The following is a 14,423-nucleotide window of genomic DNA, read 5'->3' as shown; positions in this document are numbered from 1 at the left end:
TTTATTCATCCTCCCATCTACGCTTGGCAGTTCTCGACAATCGTTGTAATCCCTTGTCCGCCGCCAATGCACAATGTCACCAATCCATACTTCTCACCTCTTCGTTCCATCTCATGAAGAAGCTTCGTCGTGAGAATAGCTCCTGTCGCTCCTAACGGATGACCAAGCGCAATCGCACCTCCATTGACGTTAACTTTTGATAAATCTAGATTTAGTTCTCTCATAACCGCCAGTGCTTGTGCGGCAAAAGCTTCATTCAACTCAATTAAGCCGATGTCGGCCAATGTTAAACCAGCCTTTTCCAAAGCGATTTGAGTCGCCTTCACGGGGCCAATTCCCATGATTTCGGGTGATACACCCGATGCCGCTTGTGAAATAATTTTCGCTTTTGGCTTTACACCATACCTTTTTACGGCATCTTCTGACATGACCATAAGAGCGGATGCCCCATCATTTCGCCCGCTGCTGTTACCAGCAGTGACCGTTCCATTTTCTTTAAAAACCGCTTTTAAGGTGCTTAACTTTTCCAAACTCGTCAAACGAGGGTGTTCATCAACCGCAAAGGTTTTCACACTCTTACGTTCACGAACTTCATACGGGACAATTTCTTGTTCAAACCGACCGGCGGCTATCGCCTGACTAGCAAGTTCCTGGCTTCTTAATGCAAATTCATCTTGCTCTTCTCGAGAAATATCATATTGAACGGCTAAATTTTCTGCGGTTAGGCCCATCGTCAGATTTCCATATTCCTCGATTGGCTGCGAACGGGGTTGGCTTTCGGTATTGGAATCAATCAATTGAGTATTTCCTGTACCCACTCCATATCGTGCGTTCCGGATATAAAAAGGAGCCGAGCTCATGGATTCAGCTCCACCGGCGATCACAATATCCCCCAGTCCGCACATAATTAGTTGCGCAGCATTATTGATGGCCTGCAATGCGGAGCCACATTGTCTATGTACCGTGTACCCTGGAATATCAACAGGGAGTCCAGCTCGCAGCGAAGCTAAACGAGCAATATTCGGAGCATCTGCACTTTGTTTCACATGGCCGAGAATCACTTCATCGACTGCATTCTTCTCGATTCCAGTTCGTCCAACGATTTCTTCGATTACTTTTGCAGCAAGAAAATCCACTGGAACATCCTTTAATGTTCCGCCCATTTTCCCTACAGCCGTTCGAACAGAATCAACTATATATACAGGTTTCATGTTCCGCCTCCTACAACAAATTTGGATAGAACAGGGGAAGAAAACTCCCCTGTCAAACTATTAGACCATCGTTAATCCGCCATTGACGGAAAGAGTTTGCCCAGTTACATATGCCGCATCGTCAGAAATAAAGTAGGCAACCGCACCGGCGATATCATGCGGCTGGGCCAAACGACGGAATGGAATGGCTTTTTCCAAAGCCCCAGCAATTCCTTCGTTATAAGATCCAATTTCCTGGAATAAAGGCGTGTCGGCTGGACCAGGCGCAATGCAATTGACATTAAGTTTATAGCGAGCCATTTCTCTCGCTAATGTTTTCGTAAATGCAATCACGCCCCCCTTGGCAGCCGAGTATACCGCCTCACCGCTCGAACCAACTCTTGCGGCATCTGAAGCAACATTGACTACCTTCCCGTAACCATTCTCAATCATAATCGGCAAAATTTCTTTGCACGTATGAACTTGTCCAAGTAAATTGATGTCAATAATTCTCTTCCATGTACTCGGCTCACTTTTTAGAAACGGTTCTACTTTGTCCCAGCCTGCATTATTGACCAATATATCAATCTTTTTATAAATACTTACCGATTCCTCTACCGCCCTTTTCACACTTTCCAAATCCGTCACATCACAATAAACGGCAGCGGCTTCATACCCCTCTTTTTCAATTAAAGAAACCGTTTCTTGTGCATTATTAATATTGATATCAGCTACCAAAACTTTCATACCCCGGGAAGATAATGTCTTGGCGATTTCTCTGCCAATCCCGCTTCCTGCCCCTGTAATAAATGCTACTCGTTGAGTCATCATGCATTCCTCCGTTTTCTTTTTTATCTACCAGTCATTGTTTACTCACGTTTTTTAATTCAGTTTGTCGTAAGCGCTTACTAAAAACTTACTACTTCGCCACCTATTGCAAGCGCTTACTACGAACTTATACTTTACTGGTTTTCGAGAATATTTTTAGTCTGCTCTTCTCCTATACCTTGTTGCTTCTCTGCTCGTCTATCATTTCTCTAAGGAGAAATTTCTGAACTTTCCCACTTGCGGTACGTGGGAATTCTTCCATAATTTCAAGATGTTCTGGCCAGTACTGTTTTGCTACACCTTTTCCCTCTAGAAATTCCTTCAACAAATCCATGGTAAGCGGGGATTTACCCGGTTTCATACAGATGCATGCGCAAGCTTTTTCCTGAAGACGAGGATCCGGAACCGCAACGACCTGCACATCCGAAATATCTGGATGTTCGTACAACACATTTTCCACATAAGTGACTGGAATATTTTCACCACCGCGAATGATAATATCTTTATTTCGACCGGCAATTCGGATATATCCATCCTCATCCATCACTGCACGGTCTCCTGTAATGAACCATCCGTCCTGATGCTCAGCAATCGTTTCCTCTAAGCGCTTCAAATACCCGACAAACATGGCAGGACCTCTGGCAAGTAAATCGCCTTCTTCATTAGGAGCACATATCTCTCCTTCAAGATCGACTACTTTCACTTCCATTCCTGGAAAAGGGACACCGTCCGTACTCGTCAGCTTTTCGTCTGAATCTTCGAGCCGCGTCAAGGTCACCAGACCATCTTCGGTTTGTCCCCATCCTGACAATATTTTGAATGAGACTTTTTCGGCAGCTTCTTTTACGAGCTGTCTCGGAATCGGAGCTCCTAAGGCTACAAAAATACGTAACGAACTAATATTGTAATTCTCTATTCCATCCAATTGAACCGTATCTTGCAGGAATGGAGTGGCACCTGCAGTAAAAGTAATTCTCTCCTTCTCAACCAGTTCGATAAATCCTTTTGGATTCCAAATATCTTGATAAACACCTGTTCCTGCATAATGGGTCGGGAGACGTACCCCATATCCAAATCCAGTTTGATGAGCAAAAGTCGATGCTGTGAACATAACATCATCGGGAGTTAAGCGTAATCGGTCAATCCAGTAATCCGTTGAAACACAGAGAGTATTATGTGTGTGCATGACTCCCTTCGGGTTTCCCGTCGTTCCCGAAGTAAAAATAATTTCTGTCACATCATTCGGGTCATGGACAATTTCATCCAGTAAGGCTATATCCTTACGTTCTTCCCACGGCTCCTCAAGCAACGCCGAGAACGCTTTCATATTGCTTGGCACTTCTTCACCAACGACATAAACATGCTCCATCGAAGGCCATTGATGTCTGAGTCTCTCAATCATTGCCGGATAATCAAATCCCCGGAACTTATCGGGAACGACAATCATTTTAGATTCAGCCATACCTACCATATAGCCAATTTCCCGGTCACGATAAATGGGAACGAGGGGATTGCTGATAGCACCTATTCTAGTTACTGCATAATGAAGAATAATGAATTCATTCCAGTTAGGCAGTTGAAAAGAGATAACATCTCCCTTTCCCAACCCTAAATCCAATAGACCCAAAGCGACTCGATCAACCAGTTTGCCGAGCTGCCCATATGTATAGCGGCTCTTTTTATCAACAATCGCTACCTTTTCTGGATCCTTTGCTATCGCATCATTTAAATAATCTAAAATCGTTCGATTCGGCCAAATAGACTGGTATTTCTCCACATATTCTTGACTCAAAATCGTGCCTGATTTCACTAATTCCCATCCTCCTAATTACTTTCTAAATTTCTTGAAATCTACTGGCCTTTTTTCAAGAAAGGCATTCTTTCCTTCTTCTGACTCTTCTGTGTTGTAAAACATCGCTAAACTACTCATCGATAGCTGGGAAATCCCTTGGATGTTCGCACTGTCCGCATTAAAGGAGTATTTAAGCATTTTAAGCGCTGTCGGGCTCTTTTCAAGAATCTTTTCGGCCCACTCTTCAGCTGCTTGTTGTAACTGATCGGCAGGAACGATTTTGTTCACGAGTCCCATTTCTTTTGCTTCTTGTGCAGTATATTGTTCACATAAATACCAGATTTCCCGTGCTTTCTTTTCTCCGACAAGCCTAGCCAAATAAGCAGAACCGAACCCGGCATCATAGCTCCCTACCTTAGGACCACTTTGGCCGAACTTTGCCGTTTCAGAGGCAATCGTTAAATCACAAATAACATGAAGTACATGTCCGCCCCCTATCGCAAATCCATTAACCGCTGCAATGACTGGCTTTGGAATATTGCGGATCGTTTGATGCAGGTTCTCTACCTCCAGACCGATGCCGCCTCCTAAACCTCCGGAATAATCATATCCACCTTCGTCTCCTTTTTCTTTTTGATCACCCCCTACACAAAATGCCTTTTCCCCAGCTCCAGTTAAAATCACCACACCAATTCTGTTATCATCCCATGCATCGCGGAAAGACCAGATTAATTCCTGAATCGTTCTTGCCCGAAAAGCATTGTAGACTTTCGGCCGGTTAATCGTAATTTTCGCAATCCCATTTATTTTTTCATACAAAACATCTGTTAATTCCATCGCATTCGTTTTTTCATTTAAAAGATTCGTTAGTTCCATCGTAATTACACCTTCCATCTTTATAGTAGTTATAGGATTATTTGACTCATAAAGTTACTATCTACATTCTCCATACAATACATCCTGCTAGTTTAATAAGAGCGGAATTCTTTGCCGATTATATCTTTGGCAATAACCATCTGATTAGCTTGGGCTGTACCATCCCCAATTTCTAAACCAATTACGTCGCGTAAACGTTGTTCATGAGCCATTTCCTTCGTATAAGCATAATGACCATTCAACAATAAACATTCATGAATAGCTTCCATGCTGTATTTTGGACCTAACCACTTCACAGATGCTGACTCTTTCGTGTGCTTCAACCCTTGATCACGAAGCCAGAGTCCGCGATATGCCTGCCACTTCACAAGCTCTAATTGAGTATAATGAGTCACGATTGGGAATGAGACTCCTTGATACGTTGCTAACGGTTTCCCAAAAGAATGTCTCATTTTCACGTGCTCAATTGTCTCGTCAATACTCTGTGAGGCCGCTCCAATACATTGCAGCCCTATCAACAAGCGGCTAAGATCAAACCCATTCATCACTTGAGAAAACCCTTTGTTCTCGAGACCAATCAAGTTCTCCTCTGGAACTTCTACATCCGTTAAATAGATGGAACCCCTGCCAATTGGAATATTACCCATATCTTCGTATCCTTTACATTCAACCCCAGGAAGATCTGCAGGAACAATAAATGCACTAATTCCACGGTTACCCAATTCAGGATTTGTTTTTGCGAATATAATAAAGGCATCGCCGCATGTTGCTACGCTGATTCCTGACTTTTCTCCGTTAAGGACATACACGTTTCCTTTGCGTACAGCTGTTGACTTTATCCCGCCAGCATCCGTTCCAGCGGATGGCTCCGTAATGGCAATCCCGACAATCTTTTCACCGCTGGCGATCTTAGGCAGCCACTCCTGTTTTAACTCCTCATTTGCATGATTATTAATAATTTCGCCAATCAGTGCATTCAGCATGACCGCATAGGTAAGATTGAAGTCACCTCTACCAATCTCCTCTGCGGCAATTCCCGTCATTACGCAGTCGGCACCGCTGCCGCCATATTCAACCGGAATCCGCAGACCATTCACTCCCAACTCCCCAAGCTTCTTCCACAAATGCCTTGGAGTAATCCCTTCCCGATCCCACTTTGTATAATGGGGAAGCAGCTCATCCTTCGCAAATTCTTTCAATATCTTGCGAAAATGATCCTGTTCTTCTGTGAATGTAAAATTTAACAATGTAATTCCTCCCTTTGCCTATTTGTTTATACAAGTTTCGCGCCAACTTTTTCCCTGGTAAAATAGTGGTCCTTTTTTCGATATTCTTATTAAGAATAAAGACCGATGATTATATTGATGATCAATACATAGACCGATTGGTCTCATCAGGTTAAAAAAAACAATTGTATTAGGACTAAAAATTAATGATGTTGATAATAATCAACACACAGACCATTCGGTCTCACCAGACTAAAAAAAAGCAATTCTATTAAGAGTAAAAATCAATGATGCTGATGATAATCAATACACAGACCATTCGGTCTCATCAGGTTAAAAAAAAGCAATTCCATTAAGAGTAAAAATCAATGATGCTGATGATAATCAATACACAGACCAATCGGTCTCATCAGGTTAAAAAAAAGCAATTCTATTAAGAGTAAAAATCAATGATGCTAATGATAATCAGTGAACAGACCGATCGGTCTCATCGGGTTTATTTAATACTATAACACTAATACCATGAAGTCAATAGTTTTTGTTTTTAAAATAGTAGAGAAAAACTATAATAAAGTAGCTCACTAAAAATTGAGCAATTTTTTATCTAACAGCATCATTGAATCTTACATAAGGTTTGATTCTAAAAAAATGGGGAAAACTGATGATTCTTTTTTGCCTCATCTGTCATTATAGAATTTAATGTAAAATCAGCATAAACACTTGCAATTTCTTCACTGGAATATTGTCCATTAGGTTTATACCATTTATAAGTCCAATTCACCATACCGAAAATGGACATCCCAATAATAGGTACGGGTAGGTTTGGTCGAAACTCACCAGCCTGTATTCCGTCCTGAATGATTTCAAATATCATATTCCTATACTGGTCACGCTTCCTGCTGATTGTTTCAAAATATTCCTTCGATAAGTAACTACTGTCTTGATAAAATACAGTTTGATGAGGTTTATATAAATGGAAAATCTTTGCATACGATTTAATAATATGATATAGACGTTCTGTTGGTGTAACCCATTTTCCACAAGCTTCTTTAGCTTTATCTAAAGCATGGGTAATAAAAGTATCATGAATAATAAAAAGCAACTCATCCTTTGACTTGAAATTATGGTAAAATCCCCCTTTTGAAGTCCCGCTTTCCTCGATAATTTTGTTTACAGCTACTCCATGGTACCCATATTTTTCAAAAAGATGTAAGGCAGTTTCAATGATTCTATCTCGAACCGGTTTTTCAGTCATTTTTCTTCCTCCATTCTACCACCCATTATTGTATATGATTTTCTAGTTCTGATGCAAAAATAAATTTTGGGTAATACAGAAGCTGCTTGAATCCCTTTCTTCTGCATCATAAAGCTATTGGGAATAGTTTATGTATAAACTCTAATTGATTTTGGATTTATATATAAGTTGTTTGGAATTACATCATAATCTAGAATTAAACAAGCCGTATAGCCCGCCGTACCAAAAGCCATTTATTCTCTCTAAATTATAATCAAAATGAATCTCTTTTTTATAGCATATCAAAAAATGATGAAAAATTCAGAAAATTAAATTGACTTTTATACAAGATTTCTATACTATTATTAATAATCCTAGACTTTAAAAAGATTAATTATTGAGAGTTAAATTTAAAATTAGACTATATTTATAATAACTGAAAAATCCATGGGACTTCCATATAAAGGAGCCATCAGTGGAGAAAAGCCAGTTATATCGTTTGCTTTATAATGATATAACTGGCTTTTTGTTATACCACAAACTTCATGAAAGGAAGACCCATTCTTTTACCGATGTAGAATACGTGACTCATATTGTCTACGAAATAGAAAATAGATTTGAAAGATACAGGGAGGAACTATTATGGGCATTAAAGAGACACACTTATGGGTAAATGATTATTTAGATTTGTATCTTTATGCTGGAAGTATTGGTGATACATCTTGGCAGCAAAAGATCCTTGAAAAACTGCAAGATTCCTATAATAAAACGGATGATGTTCTAATGATTAAGCGTGACCTTCCCACATACGGTTGGTTAGATAACGAAATAGTAGTAAGTCCTTCTTATGGAACTATAGAAGAAATATTTATTGAGCCCAATCACAGAATATATGAATGGGAACCATTATTTATAATTAAAACTGAAAATGGCACGTTAGAACAATTGGCAGTAGGTATAAGTGGTATTATTAATACTATTAATGTAAAAAAAGGAGATTCTGTCTTGCCAGGTACAGTTTTAGTTCACATTAAAGCTGATCATTTCATTGTCGGAAACAACTATTGAACTACCCACCACTTAATTTTCTAACGAAAATTTGAAGTGGAGGATTCCTGCGAACACTAGTATATCCACCAGTTATGGAGCAGGCTCTGCCCGTAGTCCCTACGGGGAACACTTTTTAGAATCTTGTGCGTTGAACTCACCGCACGTTCTATTCTGCTTGGTTTTTGCTACTTCGATACATGCGGGGCGACTGAACGTTGAAGATTTTACGTGACAGACGTTTTTCCTGTCACAACCTTTATATCTTCAGTTTTCAAAGAACAACCTGTACAGGAAGATTACACCATAAGAACAAGTGTTTCACTACACAAAAAGGCGATTCATCTCCCACTTATTTTTGGGCTACGCCCTGCACAAAATGGAAGTGGGAGTCTTCTCGCCTAAAATGATAAAATATCGATATTAGGCGCTGTATCTTTTTTTAATAAATGAGCTGCGTCTTCTTTAGTATTGCCTTTTTTCCGAAGCTACAGAAATATAATTTCATGGGAGTTGAAGAACAATGACCGTAAAGAGGGTGACTCAAAAGGTATAAAAGTATACCTTTTGAGTCACCCTCCCTATAATAGTCTTTATTCTAGTTTGCTTGCCTTAATAATTCATCTTCTGTCGTTTCATCTACTGTTGGAAGCGTTAGAAATTTGGTTAAGAAAGCGCCAAGGAAATATAAACCTGCAAAAATCCACATTACGCCGCCTACCCCTAAGCTTCCGATAAATAAAGTGACAATTAATGGCCCTACAAAGGCAGCTAATCCAGATCCAAGGTTCAGGACAGACATGGCTGCCCCCTTATTGTCCGGGGCCAGGGAAGGTACCAACGCTGTAAGAGGCACATAACCGGCCATTGTAACGCCATAACAGCACGCTACTAATAACATCGTCCAATAGTTATGCCCCACCAATTGAGGTACATAATAAAAAGCAAGGGTAACGATTCCGCAGCCTACTCCGCCAAACCACATAATCGTGTTCTTCCAGCCCAGCTTATCTCCCACAATTCCAAAAATAATGTTAAAAACAATATTTACAAAGAAAAGTGTACCCCAAATTTTAAGCCATTCACTAACAGAAAAGCCGAACTTCGTCATATAGGTAGGTAAAAAGATAACAAAACCAAATTTAGCCGTTGAGTTAATAATCTTAACAACTCCGCCAATACCAACTTTGGGATTTTCAAAAGCGATGGTAACCCCCTTAAGCAATTCCTTCACTTTGCTGTCGCTTGCCGTTTTTTGCCCTTCAAACTTATCCTTGTTCACGATCAAAGCAAATATAGAACCTACAACAACAAATACCAAAGCGCTCCATAAAGTCGCAATTTCTCCAATAGCCGTCACTGCATAACTAGAATAAAATGCCCCAATTACGCTCAGTCCCAGTTCAAAGACAAACCAGAACCAGCCTACGGCTCTTCCCAACATATTTTGCGGAGTTCGATAAGAAACCCACACTAAAAATGAGTAAGCAAATAAAGGATACCCAAAACCTCTTAAGGCGTAACCCAGCAATAATATAGAATAGTTCATCTGTGGAATTCCGATAGCGATAAAAGCAATCGATCCTATGATAAAAGAAACCAAACCATATGTCATCGCTTTCCTTGGGCCCCAGTTTTGCACAAACACACCGGAAAACCAAGAAGAGACAGACACAGTAACCCCATAGACCGTAAATAAAAAAGCTGACTTTTCCATCGTCAAACCCTGCTCAACCAAATATGGCGACAGCCAGCCTTGCTCCAAACCGTCTCCAATCATAAAAACAATAATACCGATATAACCCCAAAATAGATTTGATGGAATCCCCATTTTATCTATGAATGGATACTTCGGATTGTAAGTATTCATTTCTCCACCACCTGTTTTATCCCTAGTCGCATATAGACTCGATGTAATTTCGACATTAGCGCTCGTTTTCCTGTCCTATGTAAATTTTCCCCTTCTTACATAAACTTCTCATATAAGCGGCTGCTAAACTTCATGCAGCCGCTTATGAGCAAATCGTTCGATATGATAGCCTCTTCTATGTTTCGATTGATTTACGTAGCTTTTACATAAGCCGGATGGGACTCGACTTTTATTAGCTGTCCTGTTTCAAATGACTCCTTGCAAGCGTATCCAAGAATCGTGGATTGAACTCCGTCATCTACCGTCACCTTTGGTTGGCGCTGATTCAAAATACATTGAATAAACTCTTCCACTTCCGTTAAATAGGCCTGCTCAAATCTTTCAATAAAACCTTCTGAGCATTCTTTTATGGCTCCCTGCTCTCCGAAGACGGTTACCATATTTTTTTCTGGTACGGTTCCAATGCGAAGCGAACCTTTTGTACCGATAATTTCTGTTTCAATATGGTATCCATGGGCACAGTTACGGCCAGCCACAAAGATTCCCATCGTATTATTTTGAAACTTCACAAGGGCTGCACCTGTTTCAGCATCATTCAAGTCAGCGATTTCAGGATAATCATATGCTCCTCCAATGGCCCACACGGAATCAGCTTCGGATTGCAAATACCATCTGGCAAGGTCAAGGTCATGGATGCCCATATCCAAAAACAAACCGCCGCTATAATTCTTTTTAGCAAAATTCATAAAGCCGGCCATTGCTTTGGCTGGATCGAAACCGTAACAACGAATTAAAACCGGTTCACCGATCGCCCCTTCTTCAATTTTTTGCTTGGCATATACATACGACTTATCGTAACGGCGCATAAATCCAACCATAAATACTTGGGAAGAATGTTTTTCAACCGCCTCTTTTACACGAATGACCTCATCTACATAAAGTCCAAGCGGTTTTTCAGTAAAGACGTGAAATCCTTGCTCCAATGCTTTTTCAATTTGTTCGCAGTGGAAGCCCGATGGCGAAGCGATGAAAATGGCGTCCAGTTCTTTATTCTCCAGCATTTCATCGTAATTGGTATAGCCGTAAGGAATTCCCCATTCTCTTTTTGCTTCTTCTACTTCTTCGTCACTAACGCTGCACACGGCATGCAATTCACAATGACGGATGCGAAATGCCAGATTTTCTGCATGTTGTCTGCCTAAACGGCCTAATCCTACAATCCCGACTCTCACTTTTTTCATTTATATATCCCCTCTCTATTATACAAACGTCCAACTTTATGTAAGGGCTTTCTTTCGATGTATTAAAGACCGCTTTTTTCTTTTATATATTGGCGTGCTTTTACGGCATATTCAAACGGATTCGCTAACGCAGGATCCTGTTCCGCCTCCACCACGAACCAGCCTTTATAGTCAGAATTGGATAATGTTAAGAAAATTTCGTCAAATCTAATTATACCATCTCCAGGCACTGTAAATGCGCCATCCTTAACCGCCTGTAAAAAGCTTAAATGATGCTCTTTTACTCGCTCTACGACTTCTCCGCGAATGTCTTTTAAATGGACATGCTGAATGCGGGATAAGTATTTTTTCAAAATATAGATTGGATCTTCTCCCGAGAATACAAGATGCCCTGTATCAAAAAGCAATGAAACGAGCTCGGGATCTGTCATCTCCATTAACTTTTCGATTTCGGCTGTTGTTTGGACCCCTGTTCCCATATGATGATGATAGACAATTTTCATATCCTTCTCTGCAGCCAATTGTCCAAGGTGATTTAGTCCTTCAGCAAGTTTCGTCCACTCTGTTTCTGTGAATACCGGCTTTTCTTTAAATAATGGGACATCCATTAATCCTTGAATGCTTCGCCCTTGTTCCGATACTACAATCACTTTCGCACCCATTTCATGCAAAAAATCCCGATGCTCAATGAAAGGCTGAACGGTTTCTTCCAAAGGCTTCGTTGTAAGAAACGCACTAAACCATGCACTGGCAATTTCCAAATTCCGCAATGCTAACGCTTTTTTCAATACCGCTGTATCTCGAGGATATTTATTGCCCACCTCGCTTCCTGCAAACCCAGCCAGCGCCATCTCGCTAATACATTGTTCGAATGTATTCTCTCCACCCAATTCCGGCATATCGTCATTTGTCCAAGCGATTGGCGCAATGCCAAGCTTGATCGCTTTTTCTCGAAACATCTCTCAATCTCTCCTCTATCTAATAATCGTAAAGGCTTTCATTTCCCCTAATAGGCTTATTGGAATTGCACTTACCAAATGAGCCTTCCCAGCAATGCTTTTTTGGGGAAAAGGGGGAGGAAAGGCTCATTTCGTAAGGTTTCCGGAACGGGGAAACCCGTTCCGGAAAAATAACTTAAATAACCGCTTTAATACCGTCTTGCTTTTTGTAAATTACTTTCTTTATCCCCATATGCTGCTTGTATCTTTTCACTCGAAGACACTTCTGCCACTCCTACATGCCACCACGATTCATAGCCGTTTGTCATCGTTTTAGGCAGCACTTTAATATCGATCAATGTCGACACGGTTTGTTTTTTCGCATCCTCGATCGCCGCTTTTAATTCTGAAATGGTCGAAACGCGGTATGTTTTCGCACCGTAACTAGCTGCGTTCGCTGCAAAATCAATTTTCATGATGTTCCCGTTTAATTGACCCGTCTCTTTATCACGGTAACGGAACTCTGTACCGAAGCTGCCCATGCCGTTGCCCATTTGCAAATTATTGATGCAGCCGAAACCAGAGTTATCAAAAAGAACGATATTGATTTTCTTTCCTTCTTGAATACTTGTTACCAACTCTGAGTGCAGCATTTGGTAGCTGCCATCCCCGACCATCGCATATACTTCTTTATCCGGCTCAGCCAGCTTCACTCCAAGCGCACCTGACACCTCGTAGCCCATACAAGAATAACCGTATTCCATATGATACGTGTTCGATTTGCGGGATACCCACATTCTCTGCAGGTCACCAGGCAGACTTCCGGCTGCCCCGATAATGACCGCATCTTCATCAATCAGTTTGTTCACTTCTCCAATGACTTCCGTTTGAGTTAGTTGTGTACCAAGTACTTCTGCGTACTCCGCTAACGCCTCATCAAGGTGACCAGCCACTTCAGGTGTAAAGTCTTGCTCTGCATATTTAATACTGTGCAGGCGCTCTACTTCAGTTTCCCACGCATCTTTAGCAGATGCGATTTCCGTTGTATAACCCGATTGGTAACGAACCGCATCCAACTCTCTGCTTAAGGCAATAAGAGCCTCCTTTGCATCCGCTACAACTTTTACCGCATCGAGCTTGCTTGCGTGAAACTCAGAAACATTGATCGTTAAGAAATCAACTTCTTCATTTTGGAATAGTTGTTTGGATGCGGTCGTAAAATCAGTAAATCGCGTTCCGATACCAATGACAAGGTCTGCTTCTTTCGCAATCTTGTTGGCTGCCATGTTGCCTGTGACACCAATGCCGCCAAGGTTGTAACGATGATTGCTTTCAATCGCACTCTTTCCGGCTTGCGTTTCTCCAAATGGGATGTGGAACGTTTCCGCCAATTGTTTTAAAGCTTCCGCCGCTTCCGAGTAACGTACACCGCCGCCGCAAACGATAATCGGTTTTTTCTTTCCTTTGATGAGCTCCACCGCATCTGCCAGGCTGGCTTTTGTCGGCACACGGCGCTCAATGCGGTGAACTCGTTTTTGGAAGAAATATTCCGGGAAATCCCACGCCTCTCCCTGGACATCTTGCGGCAGACAAACTGTAACAGCCCCTGTATCGGCCGGGTTCGTCAAGACGCGCATTGCATTGATCATCGCTGTCATTAATTGTTCCGGACGATTGACGCGGTCCCAGTATTTACTGACGGCACGAAACGCATCGTTCGTCGAAATCGATAAATCATGAGTATGTTCAATTTGCTGAAGGACAGGATCAGGCTGTCTTGTCGCAAACACATCACCAGGCAGCAGTAATACTGGAATGTTGTTGGCAGAAGCCGTTGCTGCAGCTGTCACCATATTGGCAGAACCAGGGCCAACCGAAGCAGTGCATACCATAATTTGTTTGCGGTGTTTTTGCTTCGCAAAAGCGACAGCCGCCTGAGCCATTCCCTGCTCGTTTCGTCCCTGAAATACTTTAAGCTCTCCCGCATCTTCTTCTAACGCCTGACCAAGTCCCACAACATTTCCGTGGCCAAAGATTGTAAAGATGCCTTTAATAAACTTTTGTTGTTTTCCGTCAAACTCTACATATTGTTGATTCAAAAACTTTATCAGCGCTTGCGCCGTCGTCATTCTGATTGTTTTCATTGCTTACCGCCGCCTTTCTATTTCCCTTTTTCTTGTC

The 14,423-nt window shown here is 41.4% G+C and carries 11 protein-coding genes; 1 reads left to right on the top strand and 10 read right to left on the bottom strand.

Features of this window, described 5'->3' with window-relative positions; translation table 11 throughout:
- Nucleotides 1-17 precede the first annotated feature (17 nt).
- From BK575_RS03695 to BK575_RS03670, 6 genes are all read right to left on the bottom strand, one after another.
- Nucleotides 18-1,211: a thiolase family protein gene (locus BK575_RS03695; RefSeq protein WP_078408949.1), complete on the bottom strand. Its 1,194-nt coding sequence runs from the start codon at nucleotides 1,209-1,211 to the stop codon at nucleotides 18-20.
- 60 nt (nucleotides 1,212-1,271) lie between these two features.
- Entirely contained in the window at nucleotides 1,272-2,021 is a 750-nt protein-coding gene (locus tag BK575_RS03690) for an SDR family NAD(P)-dependent oxidoreductase (protein WP_078408948.1), read from the bottom strand.
- Between the two features lie 169 nt (nucleotides 2,022-2,190).
- Nucleotides 2,191-3,828: an AMP-binding protein gene (locus BK575_RS03685; RefSeq protein WP_078408947.1), complete on the bottom strand. Its 1,638-nt coding sequence runs from the start codon at nucleotides 3,826-3,828 to the stop codon at nucleotides 2,191-2,193.
- 18 nt (nucleotides 3,829-3,846) lie between these two features.
- The gene (gene menB / locus BK575_RS03680; protein WP_078414624.1) at nucleotides 3,847-4,647 is read right to left on the bottom strand and encodes a 1,4-dihydroxy-2-naphthoyl-CoA synthase; all 801 of its coding nucleotides are present in this window, start codon (nucleotides 4,645-4,647) and stop codon (nucleotides 3,847-3,849) included.
- A 131-nt stretch (nucleotides 4,648-4,778) separates the two neighbouring features.
- A complete protein-coding gene (locus BK575_RS03675; RefSeq protein ID WP_078408946.1) occupies nucleotides 4,779-5,933 on the bottom strand; it encodes an acyl-CoA dehydrogenase family protein in 1,155 nt (384 codons plus the stop codon).
- A gap of 619 nt (nucleotides 5,934-6,552) precedes the next feature.
- The gene (locus BK575_RS03670) at nucleotides 6,553-7,167 is read right to left on the bottom strand and encodes a TetR/AcrR family transcriptional regulator (RefSeq protein ID WP_078408945.1); all 615 of its coding nucleotides are present in this window, start codon (nucleotides 7,165-7,167) and stop codon (nucleotides 6,553-6,555) included.
- Between the two features lie 621 nt (nucleotides 7,168-7,788).
- Between BK575_RS03670 and BK575_RS03665 the strand changes: the two genes are divergently transcribed.
- Complete coding sequence (locus BK575_RS03665) at nucleotides 7,789-8,214, top strand: biotin/lipoyl attachment domain-containing protein (protein ID WP_078408944.1); 426 nt, start codon at nucleotides 7,789-7,791, stop codon at nucleotides 8,212-8,214.
- 577 nt (nucleotides 8,215-8,791) lie between these two features.
- On the opposite strand, the gene BK575_RS03660 is transcribed toward BK575_RS03665, so the two are convergent.
- The 4 genes from BK575_RS03660 to iolD all read right to left on the bottom strand — a co-directional run bounded on the left by BK575_RS03660 (nucleotide 8,792) and on the right by iolD (nucleotide 14,386).
- Nucleotides 8,792-10,063, bottom strand: coding sequence for an MFS transporter (locus BK575_RS03660; RefSeq protein ID WP_078408943.1), 1,272 nt, complete (start codon nucleotides 10,061-10,063; stop codon nucleotides 8,792-8,794).
- 191 nt (nucleotides 10,064-10,254) lie between these two features.
- Nucleotides 10,255-11,304 carry a Gfo/Idh/MocA family oxidoreductase gene (locus tag BK575_RS03655; protein ID WP_078408942.1) on the bottom strand — a complete coding sequence of 350 codons (1,050 nt, stop codon included), beginning with the start codon at nucleotides 11,302-11,304 and terminating at the stop codon, nucleotides 10,255-10,257.
- Between the two features lie 62 nt (nucleotides 11,305-11,366).
- Entirely contained in the window at nucleotides 11,367-12,263 is an 897-nt protein-coding gene (gene iolE / locus BK575_RS03650; RefSeq protein WP_078408941.1) for a myo-inosose-2 dehydratase, read from the bottom strand.
- Between the two features lie 188 nt (nucleotides 12,264-12,451).
- Nucleotides 12,452-14,386 (bottom strand): 3D-(3,5/4)-trihydroxycyclohexane-1,2-dione acylhydrolase (decyclizing), encoded by a 1,935-nt coding sequence (iolD, locus tag BK575_RS03645; RefSeq protein WP_078408940.1) that lies wholly within the window; start codon nucleotides 14,384-14,386, stop codon nucleotides 12,452-12,454.
- Nucleotides 14,387-14,423 lie beyond the last annotated feature (37 nt).

Source organism: Priestia abyssalis, from assembly GCF_002019595.1.
Lineage (GTDB): Bacteria > Bacillota > Bacilli > Bacillales > Bacillaceae_H > Bacillus_BA > Bacillus_BA abyssalis.
The sequence above is the reverse complement of the archived record's forward strand: the minus strand, read 5'-3'. Positions and strand labels throughout refer to the sequence as shown.

Bases quoted from the DNA above. Each gene is read 5' to 3' on its own strand.
- BK575_RS03695 (WP_078408949.1), bottom strand. From the start codon at position 1,211: ATGAAACCTGTATATATAGTTGATTCTGTTCGAACGGCTGTAGGGAAA.
- menB (WP_078414624.1), bottom strand. From the start codon at position 4,647: ATGGAATTAACAGATGTTTTGTATGAAAAAATAAATGGGATTGCGAAA.
- BK575_RS03665 (WP_078408944.1), top strand. From the start codon at position 7,789: ATGGGCATTAAAGAGACACACTTATGGGTAAATGATTATTTAGATTTG.
- BK575_RS03690 (WP_078408948.1), bottom strand. From the start codon at position 2,021: ATGATGACTCAACGAGTAGCATTTATTACAGGGGCAGGAAGCGGGATT.
- BK575_RS03660 (WP_078408943.1), bottom strand. From the start codon at position 10,063: ATGAATACTTACAATCCGAAGTATCCATTCATAGATAAAATGGGGATT.
- iolD (WP_078408940.1), bottom strand. From the start codon at position 14,386: ATGAAAACAATCAGAATGACGACGGCGCAAGCGCTGATAAAGTTTTTG.
- iolE (WP_078408941.1), bottom strand. From the start codon at position 12,263: ATGTTTCGAGAAAAAGCGATCAAGCTTGGCATTGCGCCAATCGCTTGG.
- BK575_RS03655 (WP_078408942.1), bottom strand. From the start codon at position 11,304: ATGAAAAAAGTGAGAGTCGGGATTGTAGGATTAGGCCGTTTAGGCAGA.
- BK575_RS03670 (WP_078408945.1), bottom strand. From the start codon at position 7,167: ATGACTGAAAAACCGGTTCGAGATAGAATCATTGAAACTGCCTTACAT.